Annotated in this window: 18 protein-coding genes; 2 read left to right on the forward strand and 16 right to left on the reverse strand. The window is 71.0% G+C overall.

Annotated elements, in window-relative coordinates:
• Positions 1–31 precede the first annotated feature (31 nt).
• The 3 genes from ACWEIJ_RS07410 to ACWEIJ_RS07420 all read right to left on the reverse strand — a co-directional run bounded on the left by ACWEIJ_RS07410 (position 32) and on the right by ACWEIJ_RS07420 (position 3,712).
• Entirely contained in the window at positions 32–1,336 is a 1,305-nt protein-coding gene (locus ACWEIJ_RS07410; protein WP_449836312.1) for a hypothetical protein, read from the reverse strand.
• Positions 1,337–1,377: 41 nt separating this feature from the next.
• Positions 1,378–2,502 (reverse strand): MFS transporter, encoded by a 1,125-nt coding sequence (locus ACWEIJ_RS07415; protein ID WP_449836313.1) that lies wholly within the window; start codon positions 2,500–2,502, stop codon positions 1,378–1,380.
• A 103-nt stretch (positions 2,503–2,605) separates the two neighbouring features.
• The gene (locus ACWEIJ_RS07420) at positions 2,606–3,712 is read right to left on the reverse strand and encodes a CaiB/BaiF CoA transferase family protein (protein WP_449836314.1); all 1,107 of its coding nucleotides are present in this window, start codon (positions 3,710–3,712) and stop codon (positions 2,606–2,608) included.
• Between the two features lie 131 nt (positions 3,713–3,843).
• On the opposite strand from ACWEIJ_RS07420, the gene ACWEIJ_RS07425 reads away from it, so the two are divergent.
• On the forward strand, positions 3,844–4,260 hold the full coding sequence (locus ACWEIJ_RS07425) for an organic hydroperoxide resistance protein (RefSeq protein ID WP_449836315.1): 417 nt from the start codon (positions 3,844–3,846) through the stop codon (positions 4,258–4,260).
• Between the two features lie 51 nt (positions 4,261–4,311).
• Here the strand turns inward: ACWEIJ_RS07425 and hemL are convergent, their stop codons facing one another.
• The 11 genes from hemL to ACWEIJ_RS07480 form a co-directional block, all read right to left on the reverse strand.
• Positions 4,312–5,634, reverse strand: a complete 1,323-nt coding sequence (hemL, locus tag ACWEIJ_RS07430; RefSeq protein ID WP_449836316.1) for a glutamate-1-semialdehyde 2,1-aminomutase — start codon at positions 5,632–5,634, stop codon at positions 4,312–4,314.
• A 1-nt stretch (position 5,635) separates the two neighbouring features.
• Positions 5,636–7,678, reverse strand: a complete 2,043-nt coding sequence (locus ACWEIJ_RS07435) for an acetate--CoA ligase family protein (protein ID WP_449836317.1) — start codon at positions 7,676–7,678, stop codon at positions 5,636–5,638.
• Positions 7,675–8,967, reverse strand: a complete 1,293-nt coding sequence (hemA, locus tag ACWEIJ_RS07440) for a glutamyl-tRNA reductase (protein WP_449836318.1) — start codon at positions 8,965–8,967, stop codon at positions 7,675–7,677. Before hemA ends, ACWEIJ_RS07435 begins: the two co-directional genes overlap by 4 nt.
• Entirely contained in the window at positions 8,964–9,947 is a 984-nt protein-coding gene (gene hemB, locus ACWEIJ_RS07445) for a porphobilinogen synthase (protein WP_449836319.1), read from the reverse strand. Before hemB ends, hemA begins: the two co-directional genes overlap by 4 nt.
• Positions 9,947–10,747: an aspartate/glutamate racemase family protein gene (locus tag ACWEIJ_RS07450; RefSeq protein WP_449836320.1), complete on the reverse strand. Its 801-nt coding sequence runs from the start codon at positions 10,745–10,747 to the stop codon at positions 9,947–9,949. The genes hemB and ACWEIJ_RS07450 overlap by 1 nt, the downstream gene beginning before the upstream one ends.
• Complete coding sequence (locus tag ACWEIJ_RS07455; protein ID WP_449836321.1) at positions 10,744–11,883, reverse strand: FAD-dependent oxidoreductase; 1,140 nt, start codon at positions 11,881–11,883, stop codon at positions 10,744–10,746. The genes ACWEIJ_RS07450 and ACWEIJ_RS07455 overlap by 4 nt, the downstream gene beginning before the upstream one ends.
• Positions 11,880–12,590: a maleate cis-trans isomerase family protein gene (locus ACWEIJ_RS07460; RefSeq protein ID WP_449836322.1), complete on the reverse strand. Its 711-nt coding sequence runs from the start codon at positions 12,588–12,590 to the stop codon at positions 11,880–11,882. Before ACWEIJ_RS07460 ends, ACWEIJ_RS07455 begins: the two co-directional genes overlap by 4 nt.
• Before the next feature lie 199 nt (positions 12,591–12,789).
• The gene (locus tag ACWEIJ_RS07465; protein WP_449836323.1) at positions 12,790–13,725 is read right to left on the reverse strand and encodes a DMT family transporter; all 936 of its coding nucleotides are present in this window, start codon (positions 13,723–13,725) and stop codon (positions 12,790–12,792) included.
• A 98-nt stretch (positions 13,726–13,823) separates the two neighbouring features.
• Entirely contained in the window at positions 13,824–14,759 is a 936-nt protein-coding gene (locus ACWEIJ_RS07470) for a LysR family transcriptional regulator (RefSeq protein WP_449836324.1), read from the reverse strand.
• Between the two features lie 52 nt (positions 14,760–14,811).
• The gene (locus ACWEIJ_RS07475; protein ID WP_449836325.1) at positions 14,812–15,723 is read right to left on the reverse strand and encodes a TIGR03619 family F420-dependent LLM class oxidoreductase; all 912 of its coding nucleotides are present in this window, start codon (positions 15,721–15,723) and stop codon (positions 14,812–14,814) included.
• Between the two features lie 13 nt (positions 15,724–15,736).
• Positions 15,737–16,318 (reverse strand): LuxR C-terminal-related transcriptional regulator, encoded by a 582-nt coding sequence (locus ACWEIJ_RS07480; RefSeq protein ID WP_449836326.1) that lies wholly within the window; start codon positions 16,316–16,318, stop codon positions 15,737–15,739.
• A gap of 237 nt (positions 16,319–16,555) precedes the next feature.
• Between ACWEIJ_RS07480 and ACWEIJ_RS07485 the strand changes: the two genes are divergently transcribed.
• Positions 16,556–20,233, forward strand: coding sequence for a type I polyketide synthase (locus tag ACWEIJ_RS07485; RefSeq protein WP_449836327.1), 3,678 nt, complete (start codon positions 16,556–16,558; stop codon positions 20,231–20,233).
• 17 nt (positions 20,234–20,250) lie between these two features.
• Here ACWEIJ_RS07485 and ACWEIJ_RS07490 read toward each other — a convergent pair whose 3' ends face one another.
• Together ACWEIJ_RS07490 and ACWEIJ_RS07495 are read right to left on the reverse strand one after the other, a co-directional pair.
• On the reverse strand, positions 20,251–20,808 hold the full coding sequence (locus ACWEIJ_RS07490) for a TetR/AcrR family transcriptional regulator (RefSeq protein WP_449836328.1): 558 nt from the start codon (positions 20,806–20,808) through the stop codon (positions 20,251–20,253).
• Between the two features lie 168 nt (positions 20,809–20,976).
• A complete protein-coding gene (locus ACWEIJ_RS07495) occupies positions 20,977–22,218 on the reverse strand; it encodes a glycosyltransferase 87 family protein (RefSeq protein WP_449836329.1) in 1,242 nt (413 codons plus the stop codon).
• Positions 22,219–22,245 lie beyond the last annotated feature (27 nt).

Raw genomic sequence — 22,245 nt, forward strand, 5'->3', positions numbered from 1 at the left:
GGCGGCCGGGTGATCCGGTCACCGCCCGGTCCTAGCCGAGCACGACCGCCAGCCAGTGGAACCCGGTCCACGACCACCACGTGACCTTCGGGAACGCCACCCCCGCGATGGCGACGCCCACGAACATGAACGCGAACTCGCCGCCCGCCTTCCTCGTCGTCAGCACCGACGTGAGCGCGGCGAGCGCCGGGAGCACCACCAGCACCCAGCTGAAGTAACCCGCGACCACGCAGAAGAGGCAGATCGCGGCGGCCAGTTCCGGTGCCGGGCGGCCGGCTGACCGCGCCCACTTGACGAGCGTCCACACGGGCAGGCCCAGCAGGAGCAGCGTGAGCGCGGTGAAGAAGAGCTTCTGACCTTCGGACAGCGCGGGCATCCTGGGCACCTCCCGGATGACCACGCCCAGCAGGAACAGGCCGAGGCCCGGCAGCACGCCGCTGATCACGTCGGTCGTGCGCACGGCCGCTGCCGGGGATTTCGGCCGTGCGTGCTTGCGCTTCTCCCGCTCGAGGGTTCTCTCCTGCTCGCGGATCTTCTCCTCGGCCTGCGCGAGCTTGCGACGGATCGTGATCTCCGCCTCGGACCTCGTCTTCGCCTCCGTTTCAGCCGCCGCGGTCCCGAAGAGATCGGCCGCGAGCTCCTCCAGCGCCTGCTGGACCTCCACCTGGATCGCGTGCACCTCGTCGAGCGCCTGACGGCAGTAGGTCAGCACGTCCCACTCGTCATCGGACCTCGTGGGAAGAGCGAACCGAGCGGTGGTGCGCTGGGGCGGTTCGGGCTCCGCCTGTCCCCGCGAGAAGGCGATCCACCGGGTGCGCAGAGCGTCCTCGATCCGCACCAGGAACCGCTGCTCGACGTGCACCTCGACCAGTGCCTGCTTCGCCCGCGCGTACTCCACCTCGAGCTCGCGGATGTACTCGGTGAGCCGCTCGTGCTCTTGTCTGAGGTGCTGGTTCTCGTTGACCACGTGGTCGAGCTTCTCGTTCAGCACCGCCTGTTCCGCGGCGGCGCGCGCCCGGTCCTCCTGGAGTATCCGCGCCACCTGCACCACGGCCGGGAAGACGTCCCGCACCCTGGAGAACTGCTCCTCCAGGCGGCCGAGCTCCCGCACCTGACGTTCGCGCAGCTCCTCGATGTGTTCCTGCTGTGATGCCAGGTGCTTCTCCTGCGCGGCGAGCAACCGGTTCATCCACTCGATGTCCGTGGTGCCCGCGAGCTTCTGCAGGTAGAAGTTGTAGTTGTTGTGTTGTTGCGCGTTGTCGCCGATCACAAAACCAGAGCTGTCGTGCGCATCGGTGATCCCAGGAGGGACCGGCTGCTCGGGGTCCGCCGACATGGTGACCACCACATCACGGCGGCGCCGGAGCGGCAAGGACTTCAGACCCGTTGCGCGGCAGGCGCTTTCGCCGTGATCAGCTGGTTCAGCACCGCCGCGCACACCGCCAGGCCGCCGAACCCGTACGCGAGCCACGCCGGCGCTCCCCCGCCCGCCAGCACCATGCCGCCCAGCCCCGCCCCGAGCGACGAGCCGAGGTAGATCGCGGACGCGTTGAGCGACACGGCGACCGGGCCCTCCAGCGGTCGCGCCGCCATCACCCGGTGCTGCTGGGTGGCCGGGCAGCTCCAGGCGCTCGCGCCCCACAGGAAGACCAGCAGGGCCGGTGGGCCGACGGGCAGCAGCGCCAGGCTCGCGCCCATCACGGTGAGCAGGACGCCCATCAGCGTGCGGGTGTCGCGCCAGCGGTCGATCACCGCGCCCACCAGCAGGTTGCCGGCGAGCCCGCCCAGGCCCCAGATCACCAGGTACGCGGTCACGTTGTCGCGGTTCAGGATCGGGGCGATGTAGGTGTAGGTGCCGAGGCTCGTGAGCGTGGAGAAGACGGTCACCAGCACGATCGACAGGACGTGCCGGTCGGCCAGGACTCCCAGCCTGGCGCGCAGCGACGGCGGTGCGGCGGGCGGGATGGCGGGCAGCGACACCGCCACCCCGCACATCGCCACCACCCCTAGTGCGGTGACGAGCCAGAACGTGCCGCGCCAGCCGACGTGCGACGCGAGCAGCAGGCCCAGCGGCACGCCCGCGACGGTGCCGGAGCTCAGGCCGATGGTGATCAGCGCGAGGGCTCGGCCCCGGCGTTCGGGCGGGACCAGAGCGGCCGCGGTGGCCGCCGACATCGGGGAGTACAGGCCCGCGCCGAAGCCCGCGATCACCCGTGACAGCAACAGGAACGCGAGCGAGGTCGCCACGGCGCTCAGGGCGTTGCCGACGGTGAAGACGGCCAGGGCGGACAGCAGGACGACGCGCATCGGCTTGCCGGTCACCAGGGTCGCGGCGATCGGCGAGAGAAGTGCGTACGACAGGGTGAAGACGGTGACGAGCTGGCCCACCGCGGGGACCGGTTGGTGCAGGGAGGCGCTGATCTGGGGCAGCACGCCGGCCACGACGTACGCGTCCAGGCCCAGCGCCACCATGCCGGGCAGGAGGGTGAAGACCTGGCGCATCAGACGCTCCGGACCGCGCCGCTGCACCGCGAGCCCCGCCGGGTCTCAGCCATCACACGCTCCAAGCCGCTGGGCTGCCCACCCAGCCACTGACCACCCGCCATCACACGCCCCGAATCGCCGCGCTGTCCGCCCATCCCTCGACTCCCCAGTCCCGCAGGGCCGAAGCGGTGTGCTGGCCCGCGTACGGCGCCACCGACGGCACCCCGGTCTCCGAGCGGGAGAACCGCGGCGCGGGACGGGGCTGGTGCTGCCCGCCGACGTCGACGAACGAGCCGCGCGCCTGCAGGTGCGGGTGCCCGGCGACCTCGGAGGGCGCCAGCACCGGTGCCACGCAGGCGTCCGAGTCGGCGAAGATCTTCTCCCACTCCGTGCTGTCGCGGGACAGGAAGGCCTCGCCGATCTTCACCGACAGCAGCGGCCAGCCGGACTCGTCGTACTGGTCGGGCAACGCGACCTCGCCCAGGCCGAGCTTGTCCAGCAGCTCGCGGTAGAAGTGCGACTCGACCGCGCCGACCGACAGGAACCGGCCGTCGGCGCACTCGTAGGTCGTGTAGAACGGCGCGTCGACCACCGTGACGCGGCCGGGGGTGTTGCGCCACTGGTCGATCAGCACGGACAGCAGCGCGGTGCCCTCGACCATCGCCGCGTCGACCACCTGGCCCTGGCCCGAACGAGCGCGTTCCAGCAGCGCCGCCTGGATGCCGATCACCAGCTGCAGCGCACCGCCCGCGAAGCTCGACAGGTAGTACGGCGGCGGCGTGGCGGGGACCTGGCCCGGCACCGACAGCGCGCCCGTGACGCCGAGGAACGTGATGTCGTGGCCCGCGCGCCTGGCCAGCGGGCCGTCCTGGCCCCAGCCGGTGACGCGGCCGTAGACCAGCCGCGGGTTGCGCGCCAGGCACACCTCCGGGCCGATGCCGAGCTTCTCCGCGCTGCCGGGCCGTCCGCCCTCGACGACCACGTCGGCGGCCGCGACGAGGTCCAGCACGACCGCGGGACCGTCCGCGTGCTTCAGGTCGACGGCGACGGACCGGCGGCCGCGGCCCAGCGGGTCGGGCGACGGCTCGACGGGCGCGGCGGGCACCTGGGCCGCCCGGTCGATGCGCAGCACGTCCGCGCCGAGGTCCGCGAGCACGGTCGCGGCGAACGCCCCGGCGACCGACCCGCCGATCTCCAGCACCCGCACGCCTTCCAACGGACCAGGCACAGCCCCTCCAACCACTTGACGACGACGCTGCCCAGACTTCCCGCGCGGGCGCGCGAAGTCGCTACGAGGTCCCGTAGTGACCGCGGCGGGCGAACCCACCTAGCTTCGGCGCCAAAACGAGAGGAGCAGCAGTGTCTGTGGTCTACACGGCGGAGGTCACGTCGAGCGGGGACGGCCGGCAGGGCGCGGCGACGTCCGCCGACGGGGTGCTCGACCTGAAACTGACCAGCCCCAAGGAGGTCGGCGGCAGCGGCGAGGGCACGAACCCCGAGCAGCTCTTCGCGGCCGGGTGGGGCGCGTGCTTCCACTCGGCGCTGCGGCTGGTGGCGCGCAACGCGAAGGCCGATCTCACCGACAGCACCGTCACGGTCTCGGTGGACCTGGTGAAGGGCGAGGACGGCTACCACCTCGGCGCGCACATCGTCGCCACGCTGCCCGGTCTCACCCAGGAGCAGGCCGACGACCTGGTCGGGCAGGCGCACCAGCGTTGCCCGTACTCCAAGGCCACCCGCGGCAACATCGACGTCGAAGTCACCGCCAAGGTCTGACCGCGCCAAAATGGGGGATGCCGGTGGCATCCCCCATTTTTCGCTGCACCATCAGGCCGACGCGGCGGCCTTCGCGGCCAGCGGCAGGGCCGAGGCGATCCGGTCCAGCGCCGCGTCGTCGTGCGCGGCCGACAGGAACCACGACTCCAGCGCGGACGGCGGCAGGTAGACGCCCTGGTTCAGCATCGCGTGGAAGAACGCGTTGTACCGGAACGTCTCGCTGGCCTTCGCCGCCTCGAAGTCCGTCACCGGCTCGGCGGCGAAGAACACCGAGAACATGTTGCCGCTGTGCTGCAGCTGGTGTTCGACGCCCTCGCGGGCCAGCGCGTCCGAGATCATGCCGCCGACCACCGTCGCCGTCGCGTCGAGGTGCGTGTACACGTCGGGCGTGCAGTGCCGCAGCGTCGCCAGACCTGCTGCCGTGGCAACGGGATTGCCCGACAGCGTGCCCGCCTGGTACACCGGGCCGGCCGGGGCGAGGTGGGCCATCACGTCCGCGCGGCCGCCGAACGCCGCCGCCGGGAAACCGCCGCCCATGACCTTGCCGAACGTGAACAGGTCGGCGGCCACGCCCTCGCGGCCGTACCAGCCGGCGCGCGAGAGCCGGAAGCCGGTCATGACCTCGTCGGAGATCAGCAGGGCGCCGAACGCGGACGTCAGCTCGCGCAGCCCGGCGGTGAAGCCGGGGGCGGGCGGGACGACGCCCATGTTGCCCGGCGACGCCTCGGTGATCACGCACGCGATCGTGTCCGGGTTCTCGACGAAAGCCGCACGGACGGCGTCGAGGTCGTTGTACGGCAACACGATCGTGTCACCGGCCTGTGCGCCCGTGACGCCGGGGGTGTCCGGGAGCGCGAACGTCGCGACACCGGAACCCGCCGCGGCCAGCAGCGCGTCGACGTGGCCGTGGTAGCAGCCCGCGAACTTGATCACCTTGGTGCGGCCGGTGAAACCGCGCGCCAGGCGGATCGCGGACATCGTCGCCTCGGTGCCGGAGCTGACCAGGCGCACCGACTCGACCGGGTCCACGCGGGCCACGATCTCCTCGGCCAGCAGGACCTCGTTCAGCGTCGGCGTGCCGAACGACGTGCCCTGACCGATCGCCTCGTACACGGCCTCCTGCACGGCCGGGTGGGCGTGACCGAGGATCATCGGGCCCCACGAGCAGATCAGGTCGACGTACTCGCGGCCGTCCGCGTCGGTGATGTACGCGCCCTTGCCGCTCTTCATGAACCGCGGCGTGCCGCCGACCGCGCGGAACGCCCGCACCGGCGAGTTCACCCCGCCCGGCACGGTCTTCTGCGCGCGCTCGAACAACGCCTCGGACTCGGGAGCGGAAGCCGGCTCACCGAGATCCACAATGGACAGAGTCATGTCAGGCTTCCTTCGCGATCACGTGAGCGGCGTCCAGGATCTTCGTGCCCTCGGCGAGCACCCGGACGGGGTTGAGGTCGAGCTCGAACCCGCCCTCCCAGCCGGACACCAGTGCCGCCACGGTCTCCAGCGTCCGCACCAGCGACGGGACATCGGCCGCGGCACGGCCGCGGGCGCCGTCCAGCAGCGCCCTGCCGCGCAGCTCGCCGACCATCTGCGCCGCGTCACCGGGCGCGAGAGGCAGCAGCCGCGAGGTCGCGTCGTCCAGCGCCTCGGTGAAGATGCCACCGAGACCCAGGGTCAGCACCGGACCGAGGTCGGAGGTGCGCACGCCGATGATCAGCTCGACGCCCTCGCCGACCAGTTCCTCGACCAGCACCCCGCCACCGAACGCGGACAGCGCTTCGAACGCGTACGCCGCGTTCTCCGATGACACGCCGACCTTCACCGCGCCGACGTCGGTCTTGTGCACCAGGCCCGGCACGACCGCCTTGAACACCGCGGTCCCGCCGACCTCGTCCACCACGGCCTTGGCCTCGGACGCCGACGCCACGACCCGCCCCACCGGCACGGAGAGACCCGCCTCCGACAGCAGGGCCTTCAGCTCCGGCTCGGTCAGCTCACCCGACGGTGCCGGAACCCCCAGGCCCGCCAGCGCATCCGACGGACGCGGCTTGCTCACCTGCCACAGCGCGGCCGCCGCCCGCACGGCACGGGCCGGCGACGGGTAGTCCGGCAGGCCGGCCTCCCGCAGCGTCGCGCGGGCGTTCGGCGCGAGGAAGTCCGCACCGGTGCGGGACACCAGCACCGGCTTGCCCGACTTCTCCGCCACCTTCGCGAGCGCCCGCACGGCCTTGTCGACATCGCCGTCGGTCATCACGCAGAAGCAGCCGATGATCATGTCGACGGTGTCGTCCGCGGCGATCACGTCCAGCGAACGGTCGAACAGCGAGGGGTCGCTCAGCACGGCCGCCGTGATGTCGACCGGGTTGTTCGCCGAACCGAAGCTCGGGATGATCTCGGCCAGCGCCGCCCGCGTCTCGTCCTTCAACGGCGTCAGCTCAAGACCCTGCGCCACCACGTCGTCCGCGGCGAGGATGCCCGAGCCGCCGGACGTGGTGACGATCGCGACGCGCGGCCCCTGCGGCCTGCGCGGCGAGGCGAACGCGTCACCGGCGTCGAGCAGCTCGTCGATGTCCCCGGCCCGCACGATGCCGAACTGCCGCAGTGCCGCGTCCAGCACCCGGTCGTCCGTGGCGAGCGCACCGGTGTGCGAGGCGGCCGCGCGGCCGCCTTCCTCGCTGCGGCCGGACTTCAGCAGCGCCACCGGCTTGCCCGACGACGCGAGCGACCGCAGCGCCTCGACGTCCGGCACGTTCTCCAGGTAGCCCAGCAGCCCGGTGCACGACGGCTCGGCCGCCAGCTCGGCGAGGACCTCCAGCGCGGAGACGTCGGCGTCGTTGCCGGTGGTGATCACCCAGCCGGGGCGCATGCCGCGCTCGATGCCCAGCGACGCCGCGCCGAAGCCCAGCGCGCCGCTCTGCGAGACGATGCCGAGCCCGCCGGGCTCCAGCGACACCACGGCCTCGGCCGAGAACAGCGGGCTGAAGGTCGCCATCACCTTGTTGCCGAAACCGACGGCACCGATGCAGTTCGGCCCGATCAGCCGCAGTCCACCGGCCCGCGCCCGTGCCACGGTCTCGGCCTGCAGCGCCGCGCCCTCGTCACCGGTCTCGGCGAACCCGGACGACGCGATGATCGCGACCTTGATGCCGGCGGCCACGCAGTCGTCGACGGCGGCGGGCACCCGATCGGCCGACACCACGATGAACGCGAGGTCGATCGGGCCGGGAGCCTCCAGCACCGACGGGTAGGCCTGGTAGCCGAGGATCGTGCCGCCCTTGGGGTTGATCGGCAGGATGCGGCCGGGGTAGCCGTAGCGCTGCAGGTACGCGACGGGCTTGCGGCCCAGCGCGCCCTCGCGCTCGGTAGCGCCGATGACCGCGACGGACTCGGCGTTCCACAACAGGGACAGGTCACTCATGCCACAACCTCACTCGGTTCGCCGGGAACGTCGAACAACTTCCCCAGCACTTCCACGTACCGGGAGCCGTCCGGGGCCCCCGCCAGCTCTCGGGCCCGCACAGTGGGCCCGTGCAACACCTTCTCGACGATCCGGTGCACCGACAGCGTGATCTCCGAGCGGTGCTGCTCGTCGAACGTCGGCACCTTCCGGAACAACCGGCCCAGCTCGGCCTCCGCCGTCGTCGACGCGACGGTCCGCAGCTTCACCAGCGCCGGCGCCACCTTCGCGGCCCGTTGCGCCGCGAGGAAACCCTCGACCTCGCTTTCGATCAGCGCCCGCACCGAGGCCACACTGGACAGTGCCGCCTCGTCCGGCCCGTTGCCCGCCAACGTCTCCAGGTCGACCAGCGACACCCCGTCGACCTTGGCCACGTCACCGGCGATGTTGCGCGGCAGCGCCAGGTCCAGCAGGAACAACGGCGAACCGGCGCGGTGCCGCACGGCCTCCTCCGCGTCCGCAGCGGTGATCAACGCCCCGGTGCCACCGATGCACGTCACGACGAGGTCCACCTCTGCGAGCAGACTGGGGAGCTGCTCCAGACCGAACCCGTTGCCCCCTGTGGTCTCCGCGAGCCGCGCGGCCTTCTCCGGCGTGCGGTTCGCCACGTCGATCCGCGCCAGTCCGCTGCCGCGCAACGCCGCCACGACCACACCGGCCATCGCCCCCGCGCCCACGACGAGCGCCGAACGACCGGACATCGCGCCGACGACGTGTTCCAGCGCGGACAGACCGACCGTGGCGAGCGAGCGCCCGGCGCGGTTGATGTCGGTCTCGGTGCGGACCCGCTTGCCCACCCTGATCGCGGACTGCACCAGCTGGTTGATCAGCGGACCGGCCGCGCCGAGGCGGCGCGAGCGGTCCAGCGCGTCCTTGACCTGGCCGAGGATCTGGTCCTCGCCGATGACGATCGACTCCAGGCCGCTCGACACCGAGTACAGGTGCCGCACCGCGTCCGCGCCCTCGTGCTGGTAGAGGAACCTCGATGCGTCCTCTTCGGACAGACCGAGGCGCTCGACCAGCTTGGCGCGCAACGAGGATTCAGCGGAATCGGACCGCTTCTCGACGTAGAACTCCATCCGGTTGCACGTCGACAACGCGTAGACGGCCCCGAACTCGTCTTCCGAGTTGATCTCGCCGAGCACCGCGTCCAGGTCCTCGCCGGAGATCACGACGCGCTCCAGCACGTCCACCGGGGCCGAGGAGTGGCTGATGCCCAGCACGGTCAGCTTGACGTCTCCCACGCTCATCGCTCCAGACGTGTGGCGAACTCGGTCGCCCAGTAGCTGATGATGATCGACGCGCCGGCGCGCCGGATGGAGTTGAGGCTCTCCAGCACGACCTGGTCGCGGTCGAGCCAGCCCTTCGCGGCGGCGGCCTCGATCATCGAGTACTCACCGGAGACCTGGTACGCGGCAACGGGAACGTCGACGTGCTCGGCGACCAGGCGCACGATGTCGAGGTAGGCGCCGGCGGGCTTGACCATCACGAAGTCCGCGCCCTCGGCCAGGTCGAGGTCGACCTCGCGCAGCGACTCGCGGATGTTGCCGGGCACCTGCTGGTACGCGCGGCGGTTGCCCTTGAGCGACGACTCCACGGCGTCGCGGAACGGGCCGTAGAACGCCGAGGCGTACTTGGCCGAGTAACCCATGATCGGCACGTGGGAGAAGCCCGCGGCGTCGAGCTTCGCGCGGATCCGGCCGACCTGACCGTCCATCATGGCGCTCGGCGCGATCACGTGCGCCCCGGCTTCTGCCTGCACCACGGCCATGTCCGCGAGGCGTTCGATGCTGGCGTCGTTGTCGACGTCGCCATCGGGGCCGAGCACGCCGGTGTGGCCGTGGTCGGTGTACTCGTCGAGGTTCACGTCGCCGATCACGACGGTCGCGTCACCGACCTCCTCGACGACGTCGCGCAACGCCACCTGGAGGATGCCCTCGGGGTCGGTCGCGCCGAGGCCCAGCGGGTCCTTCTCCACCGGGATGCCGAACAGCAGCAGGCCACCGACGCCCGCGCTCACGGCCTCCGCGGCGGCCTTGCGCAGCGACTCGCGGGTGTGCTGGTAGACGCCGGGCATCGAGCTGATCTCGCGCGGCTGGTCGATGCCCTCGCGCAGGAACAGCGGCTGGATCAGGTTGCTCGGGTGCAGCCGGGTCTCCGTGGCGAGCCGGCGCAGCGCGGGCGTGCGACGGAGCCGACGGGGCCTGGCGACGGGGAACTGAGAAGACATCAGATGGCCTTTCCGAGGAAGACGTTCTCGACGTGCTCGGTGAGCGCGTCGCCGGGCCGGCGGAACCAGTAGCCCGCCGTGGAGCGGTTCACCACGCCGAGGCGGCCGAGGTTCACCGCGAGTTCCGCTTGCCGCACCAGGAGTCCGGCGGGGTCGATCACCGGAACGCCGTGCAGCTCCTTGGTGCCGAGGTGCCAGAAGATCTCCGCCGGGATGCCCTCGCCGGGGATCAGCACCTGGGCGCCCTTGTCCACGGCCTTCTTCGCGGCGGCGTCGAACACCTCGACGAACCGGTCGAAGTCGCCGTCGAGCGCCTGGCGCACGGCCTCGTGACCGTCGTCGACCAGCTCGTAGGCGGCGAGACGGCCGGTCAGGCCGTAGCGTTCGATGTTCTCGGTGATGATCTCGCGCAACGCGGGCATGAACCCGAGGACACCGAACTTGTAGCCGAGCATCGCCGAGTAGAAGAAGCTCGTCTCGCCGTAGCCCAGCGTCGGGATGGACGTCTGGGCGCGGCCGTCGTGCAGACCGGGGTCCTGCCCGGCGGCGATCACCCACGCGTCGAAGCCCTGCCGTTCGGCTTCCACCGCGCCACGGGCGAAGTAGGCGTTGAAGTGGATCTGCAGCGCCCCGAACTTCACCAGGTCGAACGGTGTCTCGGTGTCGTAGGTGTCTTCGGGGAGCGTCTTGATGACGATCTCGGTGCCGGGCGAGGCGACCTCGGCGAGGTGCTTGCGGTACCACTCGTCGAGCAGCGGCAGCCGGCCCTCGACGGTGTGCTTGTGGAACCAGATCTTCATGAGGCAGCGGACCCTTCGAGTAGGGGCACCGAATCGAGCATCGATGCCTGGACGAGGTACTGCGCCGCTTCGGCGGGATCGCTTGCGGTGGCGGCGAGTTGACGCACCGCGGCGTCGACGCTGCCCGCTTGTCCGTCCACCCCGGACACTCGTGCTTCGCTGCGCGGGATGACGTGGTCGGTGACCACGTTCCGGCGGCGTCGCGCGGCTTCGTCGAGCAGTGCGCTTCCGTGAATCAGGGCGGTGGCGAGGTCGACCGCGTCGTGGATGCCGCAGTTCATGTTCATGCCACCGGCGGTGGAGGTGAGGTGGGCCGCGTCGCCCGCGAACAGCACGCGTCCCACCCGGTAGTCGTCGATCACCCGGCGCGAGGTGCGGTAGGTGTGCGCGTCCCGCACCTCGATCCGGTCGGCCAGCGTCGGCAACGCCTTGTGCAGCAACGCTTCCACCGAGAAGTCGGCTTGGTGCGGCACGCGCAGGATCACCCGCCAGTGGTCCGGCAGCCCGAGGACGCTGCACGACCCGGCCGGGTCCCGGAAGTACGTCATCGGCGAGAGGCCGGGCAGCAACCCGTCCAGCTCGGTGGTCGTGATGACGCGCAACGCATAGGTGGGGTACTCGACGCCGGGGAAGTCCAGGCCCAGCTTGGAGCGGACCGTGCTGTGCGCGCCGTCCGCGGCGATCACGTGCTCGGCGCGGATCGTGCCGTCGGACGTGATCAGCTCGACGCCGTCGGCGTTCTGCCGGACGTCGACGACCTCGGTGTTCCAGCGGACGTCCGGAACGTGCTTGAGCAGCAACGGGGTCAGCTCGGTCTGCTCGGCGTGCAGCCGGAACGGGTGCGCGGTCCGGTCGGCGATGGCGTCGTAGCTCATGCGCGTCAGGAGCTCGCCGGTCCGGCTGCGCCACTGCAGGTCGTGCACCTTGCGGCCGCGCGCGATGAACTCGTCGGCGACACCCAGCCCGGCCAGGAGGTCGAGCGTGGCCGGGTGGAACGTCGACGCCCGCGAGGCGGTGCTCAGCGAAGGACCTCGTTCGAGCACGGTGACGGGGACGCCGGCCCGCGCCAGCACCAGCGCGGCGGTGAGGCCGACCGGTCCGGCACCGACGACCACGACCCCAGGGCTCGCGCTCACGGCGCCAGCCGCCAGTCCACGATCGCGTCCGGCACGAGCCGGTCCAGCGCCCACCACGCGGTGGCGAGGTTCGAGGTGAGGATCGTGCGTTCGGTGCCCGCCTTGAGCTCCTTCAGCGCCGCCAGCGTGAACATGCCGGTGCCGGTCATCAGCAGCACCTCGTCACGAGGGCGGTCCGCCGCGCGGACCTGCTCGACCAGCTCGGCGGTGGTGACGTCGTAGGGCGAGAAACCCTTGGCGGACTTGACCTTCACGATGTCGCGGACCTTGATCCCGGCGGCCTCCCAGTACCCCTGCGAGAGGTCGGTGAGCCACTGGGCGTACGGCGACACGAGCGTGACCTCGGTGGCGTCGATGCTCGCGAGCGCCGCCAGCACGGTGCGCGTGACGGTCGTGACCTCGACGCCGAACCGCACGCTCAGGTCGTCGCAGAACTCCTGCTCGCGCTCGGGCCCCTGCAGGTAGTGCGACCCGCTGCACTCGGCGACGACCGCGCGGGCGCCGAGGCGGCCGAACGACGCGATCGCGGGGGCCAGCGCCTCGTTGTACTTCGCGATCCGCTCCCGTTGTTCGAACTCGGTGAACAACGGGAAGCGGGTGGCGTGGACGTTCACATGACCGAACAGCAGCGCGGCGATCTCCGGCTCCACCGCCGCATTTCCGGACGGCACCACGACACCCAGTCGTGGGGCGGTTGGGTTGACCATTCCCCCGGTTCCTCCTCGAGTCGCGATCCAACGTCGCTGACGTTATGAGCGAGGACTGGGGAGTTCACTACGGAAGTCCGCAGAAGTGCTTGATACATCAATTCTTGCGGGATGCCGAAGGTATTTGGCCACACGACACGAAAAAGGGCCTCCCAGTCGATGACCGGGAGGCCCTTCGCCGGGCGAGGAAGGCTGGGGGTCAGGCCTTCGCCGCCGCGGGGGCCGGGGACGAAGGCGACGGTGCCTCGGCGGCCTTGGGCTTGCGGCGCACGAGCATCACCCCGGCGACGGACGCGATCGCACCGACGTAGAGCGGCCAGCCGGCGGGCTCGCCGAGCACCAGCGCGCCGAGAGCCACCGAGACGATCGGGAAGAGGTAGGTGACGGTGGACGCGACGGTCGGGCCGTCCTTGGTGATCAGCTGGAAGTTCAGCACGTACGCGAGACCCGTGCAGATCGGGCCGAGCACGGCCAGCGCGATGAGCGCGTCGGTGCGCAGGTGCAACGGCTGCAGACCGGCGAACGGCATCGCGACCAGCAACAACGCGCTCGCGGCGGTCAGCTGCGCGGCCGCCAGGGTGAGCGGCGGGATGCCGCGCCCTGCCAGGAACTTGCCCATGTAGGCGAAGCTCGCGCCGAGGCTGACGGTGCCGACGACGAACGCGACGATGCTGCTCGTGGTGCCCGCGGAGCCCGCGTTCCACGGGGCCGCGATGATGATCGTGCCGATCATGCCGAGCAGCACGCCGCCGATCTTGGTGGCGGTCAGCTTGCGGTCCTGCCCGAGCACGTACGCGCCGACGATCGTCCACAGCGGCGTCGTCGAGTTGACCACTCCCGCGACGCTCGACGACCCGTGCTGCTCACCCCACGCGAAGAGCACCCACGGAATCGCGTTGCCGAGCAGCGCGGCGATCGCGAGGTGCCCCCAGATCGGCCCGAACGCCGGCAGTTTGCCGCCGCGGCTGTACACGAACGGCAGCAGCACGACCGCGCCGAGCACCAACCGGGCGAACACCATCTGAACGGGCGAGAACGCGAATCCGGCGATTTTGATGAAGAGGAAGACCGAGCCCCAGATGAGGCCGAGCGCGATCAACCTCACCAGGCTCATCCTGGACACGGCAGCAGACATCAGAAATCCCTGTTCCTCACGTCGGTAATCCAGACCGGAGAAGTTCTGCAGCCAGCTTCACACGCGCGTGAGGAGAGTTCCATCGAGATTTTCCGCTCTCAATCGTGCAGGGAAACTTCACGATCGGCCGCCTTCGCCTCGGCCGCCGTCGCCAGCGCGCTCAGCACCGCCGCCAGGTGCGGTGCCTCCTCGCTGCCCCTGCGCACCGCCGCGAACACGTGCCGGGTGGGCTGCTCGGCGTCGAGCACCCTGATCACCACGTCCTCGCGCGGTCCCGCGTTGATGAGCCGCGGCACCAGCGCCAGGCCGAGCCCGAGCGCGACCGCGCCCAGGGTCGCCTCCCAGTCACCGATGTGGTGCACGATCTCGGGCGTGAACCCGGCCGCGATGCACGCGGCGAACGAGATGTCGCGGCACGTCCCGGTGTTGGAGAAGATCCACGCCTCGTTCGACAGGTCCGCCAGCCGCACGACGGGCGCGTGCGCGAGCGGGTGGTGCACCGGCAGGGCGACGTCGAACCGTTCGGCCAGCAGCGCGACCCGGTGGAAGCGGCGGTCGGTGGCCGCCGGGCTGTCCTTGGACTCCAGGCTCAGCACCACGTCCACGTCCCCGCGCACCAGCTGGTCGAACGAGTGCGGCGGATCCGACTCGACCAGCCGCACGCCCACGCCGGGATGGCTGTCGCGCAGCTCGCGCACGGCCGGCAGCACCAGGCCGGACAGCGTGGCCGCGAAACCCGCGACCCGAACCTCGGCCACCGAGCCTTCCGAGTACGCCTGGAGATCCGCCTGGACGCGCTCCAGCTCGGCGAAGATCTCGTTGGCCCGCCGCAGGAGCACGCGGGCGGCGTCGGTCAGCCGGACGCGGCGGCCCACGGGTTCGATCAGGCGGACGCCCGCTTCCTTCGACAGCGCCACCAGTTGCTGCGACACCGCGGACGGCGTGAGGTGCAGCGCCTGCGCCACCGCGGCGACGGTGCCGCGCTCGTCGAGCTCGCGCAGCATGCGCAGCTTGCGGACGTCCAGATCACCCATCAGCCCAGTCCCCCGATGTCTTGGTCAGCCACACCCGCTCGCCGCGCGCCGCTCATCGCAGCTCGCCGGCCCCGAGGTCCACGATGTCCGACGCGACCCGCTCCAGCAATCCCAGGTAGTGCTCGGCGGGCTTTCGCACGGTCTCTCCCGGATATGTCGTGTCCAGAACAACGTGCGTGGCGCCCAACGACTCCAGCACGTGCAGGTCGCCGCGGACCTGGTCGAGCGTGCCCTCGCCGAGCAACCGGCCGTGGTCGGGCAACGGCCGCGTGGTGAGGCGCAGCTTGATCCGCGGCACCAGCGCGGGCACCGGTCGCTCGTGCTGCTCGGCCACGCGCCGCAGCTGCGGCAGGCCGATCTGCTCCAGGTAGCCCGGCGGCACCGACGTCGGGTGCCACGCGTCGCCGAGCAGCACCGCCCGCCGCATCGCGCCGGTGCTGTGCCCGCCGACCCACACGGGAATCGGCCGCGCGGGCCGCGGGCCGGTCGCCACCGGTCCGAACCGGACGTGCGAGCCATCGAATTTCGCTATGTCGTTCGCCCACAACGCCTTCATCGCGCGCAACGACTCGTCCGCGACCCGGCCGCGCGAGCGGTAGTCGGCGCCGACCGCGGCGAACTCGGCCGGCGCCCAGCCCGCCGCGACGCCGAGCACCAGCCGGCCACCGCTGAACTGGTCGATCGACGCGGCCATCCGCGCCATCAGCAGAGGATGCCGGTACGGCAGCACGATCACCGTGGTGCCGAGCTCGATCCGGGTGGTCTGACCCGCGAGCCACGCCAGCGCGGCGAACGGGTCGTAGAACGGCGCGGGGAAGAGCCGCTCCACGTCCGGGGTGAGCGCGACGTGGTCGGACACCATCGCGAGGTGGTAGCCGAGCTCCTCGATCCTGCTCACCCAGCGCAGGATCTCGCCGGGCGCCGCGCGGTCGCCGTAGTTGGGGACGTTGACGCCGAACCTCATCGTCACTTCCTCCTCACGCCGCCAGCGCCGAGGCGAGCTGCGCCCTGCGGTTGATGCCGAGCTTGCGGTAGATGCTGGTGATGTGCAGCTCGACCGCGCGCACCGACACCCGGAACTGGGTGGCGATCTCCCGGTTCGTCTTGCCTCGCACGATCAGCGCGGCGATCCGGTGCTCGTGCGCGGTGAGAGCGCGGGCACCGGCGGCCACCGCGGCACGGGTGATGCGCGGTCCGTTCTCGATGCGGGAAATCAAGGAACCGGCACCGGAACCCATAGTGAATCCCAATTGCTGCGGTTCAGGCTCGCGGCCGGCCGGCGTTGTCAGGTCGCCGACGAGAACGTGCCACTCGCGAATCTTCACACTGCGCACCAATTTCCCTCGCACATAAGGGTCTCCGTCGACCAAACGGCGCAATGCCGAGTCGTCGGGGGCCTCGCAGAGCATCAATCCGCCCGATTCGTCCGTGTACAGGCCGCCCCCCAGCAGCACGCCGCGGACGGCCAGCTCCTCCCAGTACCTGCGATGAGCGGGCCGGACCTCGCCTAACCGCTCGTCCTCCGTCTCGAACACCATCTCGACCACGAACCGGGCCATGTGCGGATCTCCCCCTGCCGGACGTCAACCGCTGTAGTGAGTACGCCAGTACAAACTTGAACGCAAGACCGATTTTGAGTGTAGGGCTTCTCGTTCCACCCTGCGAGACCGTGGTCCGGAGACTCTCGGCGGCACCGGCAATTGCGTACGTTTGGCTTCCAGGCCTCAACCGGGGTGGCTAAACTTGGCTCCGGGTACATAGTTGTACTTGAAACCACTTTGAACCCCGGGGGGACCGTGACACACCGCCATGCCTCCATCTCCGACAGATCCAGCGCGACCGCCGGTGATACCTCCCGGCAGGTCGCGGTCGCGGGGATGTCCTGCCGCTTCCCGGAGGCGGCCTCTCTCGCCGCGTTCTGGGACCTGCTGACGGGCAACGCCGACGCCGTCGGCGAAATCCCGCGCGATCGATTCGACGTCGACGACTGGTACTCGCCGGTGCCCGCGCCGGGTAGGACGATCTCGCGGCACGGCGGGTTCCTCGCCGACGTGCGCGGGTTCGACGCGGAGTTCTTCGGCATCTCACCGCGCGAGGCCCGCGCGATGGACCCGCAGCAGCGCCTGCTGCTGGAGGTCGCGTGGGAAGCGTTGGAGGACGCGGGAATCCGGCCGTCCGAGCTGGCCGGGCGCCGCGTCGGGGTGTTCGTCGGGCAGGCCACCGCCGAGTACGGCAAGGCCGGCCGCAACGCCGGCAACCACGACGTCCGGCACGCGGCGGGCGGCGAGCTGCGGGCCGTCACGTCCGGCCGCCTGTCCTACGCACTGGACCTGCGCGGTCCGTCCATCGTGGTCGACACGGCCTGCTCGTCCTCGCTCGTGGCCGTGCACAACGCCCGCCAGGCGCTGCTGACCGGCGAGTGCGACCTCGCGATCGCGGCCGGGGTCAACGTGATCCTGCTGCCCGACGACGCGATCGCCTACTCGCAGGCGTCGATGCTCGCCCCCGACGGGCGCTGCAAGTTCGGATCCGCGCACGCGGACGGCTTCGTGCGCAGCGAGGGCATCGGCGCGGTGGTGCTGGAACGGCTGCCCGACGCACTCGACCGCGGCGACCGCGTGCACGCCGTGCTGCTCGGCAGCGCGATCAGCAACGACGGCCGCGGCAGCGGGTTCCTGCTGCAACCGGCCGTGCGCGGCCAGGCCGAGATGCTCGCGGCCGCGTACCGCGACGCCGGGCTCGATCCCTCCACTGTGGACTACGTCGAGGCGCACGGCACCGGCACGAGCGTCGGCGACCGAGTCGAGCTCCAAGCCCTGCGCGAGGTCGCCGGAGCGGGCCGGTCGACGCCGCTGCTGCTCGGTTCGGTGAAGAGCAACATCGGCCACGCCGAGGCGGCGGCGGGCATCGCGGGGCTGATCAAGGCCGTGCTCATCGCCGAGCACCGCTCGGTGCCGGCTTCACTGCACGCCCACGAGCCGGCGGAGTGCCTGGTCGGCGGACCGTTGCAGCTGGTCACCCGCAACCGGGCGCTGGAGACGGAGCAGCCGGTCCTGGGCGTCAGCTCGTTCGGCATCTCCGGCACCAACGTGCACGTCGTCCTGACCGCGCCGCCCGCCGCCGTTGCCACCGATGAACCCGTTGAGCGGCCACGGGTGCTCGCGCTGTCGGCCAAGTCGCCTGCCGCGTTGCGGGCGAGCGCGGAGGCGTACGCCGCGTTCCTCGACGAGACCGTGTCGCTGCAGGACGTCTGCTACACGGCGGCGGCGCGGCGCGACCACCACGAGCACCGGCTCGCGGTCACGGGCAGCACTCCGGCGGAGGTGCGGGCCGGGCTGCGGGAGTTCCTCGACGGCTCTGGCGCGAGCGAGGCGGGTGAGGCGGCGGACCGGCCCCCTGTCGTGTTCCTGTTCCCCGGCCAGGGCTCGCAGTGGCGTGGCATGGGCCGCGAGCTGTACGAGGCCTCCCCCGCGTTCCGCGCCGCCCTGGACGAGTGCGACGCCGCCGTCCGCCTGGAGGCGGGCTGGTCCGTTGTGGACGTTCTGACCGGCGCGCAACCCTGGCAGGAGAGCATCGACGTCATCCAGCCGCTGCTGTGGGCGGTGCAGGTGGCGCTGGCCGCGCACTGGCGGTCGTGGGGCGTCGAGCCGGACGTCGTGATCGGCCACAGCATGGGTGAGGTGGCCGCCGCGCAGGTCGCCGGTGCGCTGTCGGTCACCGACGCCGCCGCCGTGATCTGCCGCCGCAGCGCGCTCATGCGGGAGACCGCCGGCAGCGGCGCGATGCTGTGGACCGAGCTGTCCGCCGAAGGCGCGGCCGACCTCCTGGACCGCTACCGCGGCGAGGTGTGCGTGGCCGCGGACAACTCCCCCGGCACGTGCGTGCTGGCCGGTCCGGTGGAGCTGATGGAGATCGTCGCGCAGGACCTCGAAGAGCTCGCCGTCGCGTGCCGCCCGGTCAAGGACGTCGACGTGGCGTCGCACTCGCCGTTGATGGACAAGGTCGCCAAGGCGTTGCGCGAGCAGCTCGACGACCTGCGCCCGCACGCGCCCCAGGTCGACTTCCGGTCCACTGTGGAGTGCGGCAGGCGCGAGCTGGACGCCGCCTACTGGGCGGACAACGTGCGGCAGACCGTGCGGCTCAACGAGACCGTGCGGCGCGTCCTCACCGACGCCCCGCACACCGTGGTGCTGGAGATCAGCCCGCATCCGGTGCTGCTGAACGCGGTCAACGAGATCGGCCCGGCCGTGACCGTGCCGTCGTTGCTGCGCGGCGAACCCGAGCTCCGCACCGTCACGGCGGCGCTGGGCCGGCTGCACGTGGCCGGTGTGCCGGTCGACTGGGAGACCTGGCTCGGCGGCGGGCGGTGCGTGGCGCTGCCCGCCTACCCGTGGCAGCACCAGGAGTACTGGTTCGAGTCGTTCACGGTGGACACCGAGATCTCCCGCGAGATCGACACGGCGACCCTCGGCATCGCGGAAGCCCTGCGCGGGCTGCGGTTCCGCGGGCTCACGCCGCTGCCGGCCGCGGTGGTGTTCGAGGCGGTGCTCACCGCAGCCCGCGGTGACCACGCCCTGCGCAACGTCCGGTTCCACGAGCTGAGCACGGTCGACCCGGAGTCGTTACCGACGCTCACCGTGACGTTCAGGCCGGAACGCGGCGGTGTGAGAGCGTTCACAGTCCACACCGCCGAAGGCGTGCGCTGCGCGAGCGGTGAGCTCGAACGCGGCGGCCCGATCAGCACGGTCGAGCTGGACTGGGCGCTCGAACGCTGCCGCGAGTACGTGCGGGACAGCGAGTTCCACGAGCTGGCCGCGCGGCACGGCTACGAGTTCGAGGGCCCGTTCCGCGCGCTGAAGCAGGCGTGGCGCGGGCAGGACCTGGCGGTGGCCCGGTTCGACTCGGCCGGCGCGAGCACTTCTGTCGTCCTGGAGACAGGTCTGCAGGCCGTGCTGCTCGCACTCGGCTCGGCCGCGGTGCCGCTGCGCGCGGACCGGGTGCGGGTCACCGGCCGCGCGCACGGCGAGTTCTGGGCCGTGGCACGGCGGCGGCGCGGCAAGCCGGTGGTGGACGTCCGTCTCTTCGACGCCCGGCACGACTGCTTCGCCGAGCTGAGCGGCATCACCGTCCGCACCGAGGCGCCCGCCCCGCTCGTGAAGCTGAACGGCCTGGTCGCGAAGCTGCTGCGACCGACTCGGCCGCAGCAGCCGATGCCGGCGCGGCGCACCGAACCCGTGGCCGTCCCGCGCCAGGACGAGCCCGTGCGCGAGGTGGTGCTGGGCCACGTCGCCGACGTCCTCGGCACGACGCGCGACCGCCTCGACACCCGCAGGGCGCTGCGGGACCTGGGACTCGACTCCCTGATGGCCGCGCAGCTCGCCGCGCGGCTGAAGAAGTCGCTCGGGAGGACGGTTCCCCCGGCGCGGCTGCTGGGACCGGAGAACGTGGGAGCGCTCGCCGACAGCTTCGCCTGAGGAACCGTCGTCCCTGACTACTTCTTGGCCAGAATCCCGTCCATCACCAGCCGGAGGGTCGTGACGAGCTCGTTGGCGAGCGTCGTCGGCTGCTTGCCACGACCCACGTACCGGTAGAGCGTTCCCAGGTAGACGTCCCGCAGGACGTTCCCGACCAGCGTCGGGTCGACGTGCGCGGCGATCTCGCCCGCCTGCTTGCCGGCGCCGACGATCTCCGCGAACAACGACGTCGCGTACGGCTCCTCGAAGATGGGGTGGCCGCACCGCACCCATGCCGCGAGCATGACCTGTGTGGTGCGCCATTCCAGCTTGTTGATCCTCGCGAGTGCCCGCATGCAGTTCTCCAGGCACGTCTGCGCGTCCAGGCCCCCACCCGCGATCGCGCCCAGCTCTGCCCTGAGCGTGTCCCGTCGCCGCGCACCCCACGCGGCGATGACCTCCTCCTTCTTGTCGAAGTAGTTGAAGAAGGTGCCCCGCGCGACATCAGCCCGTTCGGTGATGTCCTCGATCGAGGTCTCTTCGTACCCCTGTTCGGTGAACAGCTCTATCGAGGCCGTGTACAAACGTTCGTACATGGCCCGCTTGTGCCGCTCGCGCCTCCCGACAGCCTGAGTCGGCGCCGCGGGCTCGGCCACGCGTCGCGTCCCCGCCATACGTGAACCCCCGTCTAATTGTGTACCGGAGTACAGGCTAGCGGCATGCAGGGTACGAAAATACCTTCCGATGGTGCGGAGTACCGGATTTCACCTGTCTGCAGTCACGCGTGTCCGGTCATGTCCGGTGATGGCGAGCACCACCAGCGCGCCGATGGCGAGCCACGTGTAGATGTCGCCGCAGAGGTGCTGCCACCAGGTCCACAGCATCTCCCTGTCGCCGGTGCTGGGCAACCAGTTGAACGGTCCGAGAGAGAACACCACGACCAGTGCCCCGAGCGCCAGCCCGCTTCCGTTGCGCCGCAGTGAACCCAGCGCCAGGAACGCGGGCACGCACCACACCCAGTGGTGGGACCACGAAACCGGCGAAACGAGCAGACCGGCCGTCGCGATTGCGACAAGTGCCACAACATCGTGACGAGTCCGGCGCGCCGCCACGACGGCGAGCAACAGGACGATCGCGGACAACACCACCCATAGCAACGTTTCTGCCGGTTGGCCCGGATTGAACCGATGCAGTACACCGCGCATGGACTGGTTGGCCGTGTAGGCGAGGCCGCCGACGCGGCTCGGGTCGAGCACCGCGTGGAACCAGTACTCGGCGGAGTCCCGCGGGGCCAGCAGGAACCCGGCACCGGCGAGGCCCGCGAAGCTCGCGACCGACGTGAGCGCGGCCCGGCGGTCCCCGCGCACCAGGAAGTACAGCACGAAGACCAGCGGCGTCAGCTTGATCGCGGCGGCCAGCCCGACGAGCGCCCCGCGCCACCGGCGGTCGGTGACGGCGAAGCAGTCCACGACCACGAGCGCCATCAGCACGAGGTTGATCTGACCGAAGAGGAACGTCGACCGCACCGGTTCCAGCGCGATCGCGGCGACCGGGACGGCCGCGGTGACCGTCCACACGACGTCCGGCCGCCGCGTGAGCCGTCCGGTGACCAGGAAGCAGACCACCGACAGGCACAGGAAGCCGACGACCGTCACGAGGGCGTTCGTTGCCCATACGGGCAGAAAACCGAGGCCGCTGAAGAGGACCGCGGCCATCGGCGGGTAGGTGAACGGCAGGCGCGGCCCGTCCAGCGCGCCCGGGAAGTCCACGTAGAGCGGAAGATCCCGCAGCCAGGCGATTCCCCCGGTCCGGTACACCTGCAGGTCCAGGAAGTACGTGCCCGTCGCGACCAGGACGACCGGCAGCGCCACGAGCGCCGTGAACCACAGCACTCGCGCCGCCCTGCGCGCCTTGGCCCACCGGTGCAGCGCGAGGATGCGCCGCCGCCCGGACTCGAACGCTGTGGGCGACATCGGCGGAACGTCGCCGACGAGCTGTCTGATCAACGCTGTCTCGTTCACATCTGCTTCTTG

The organism is Lentzea sp. NPDC004789 (assembly GCF_053601075.1).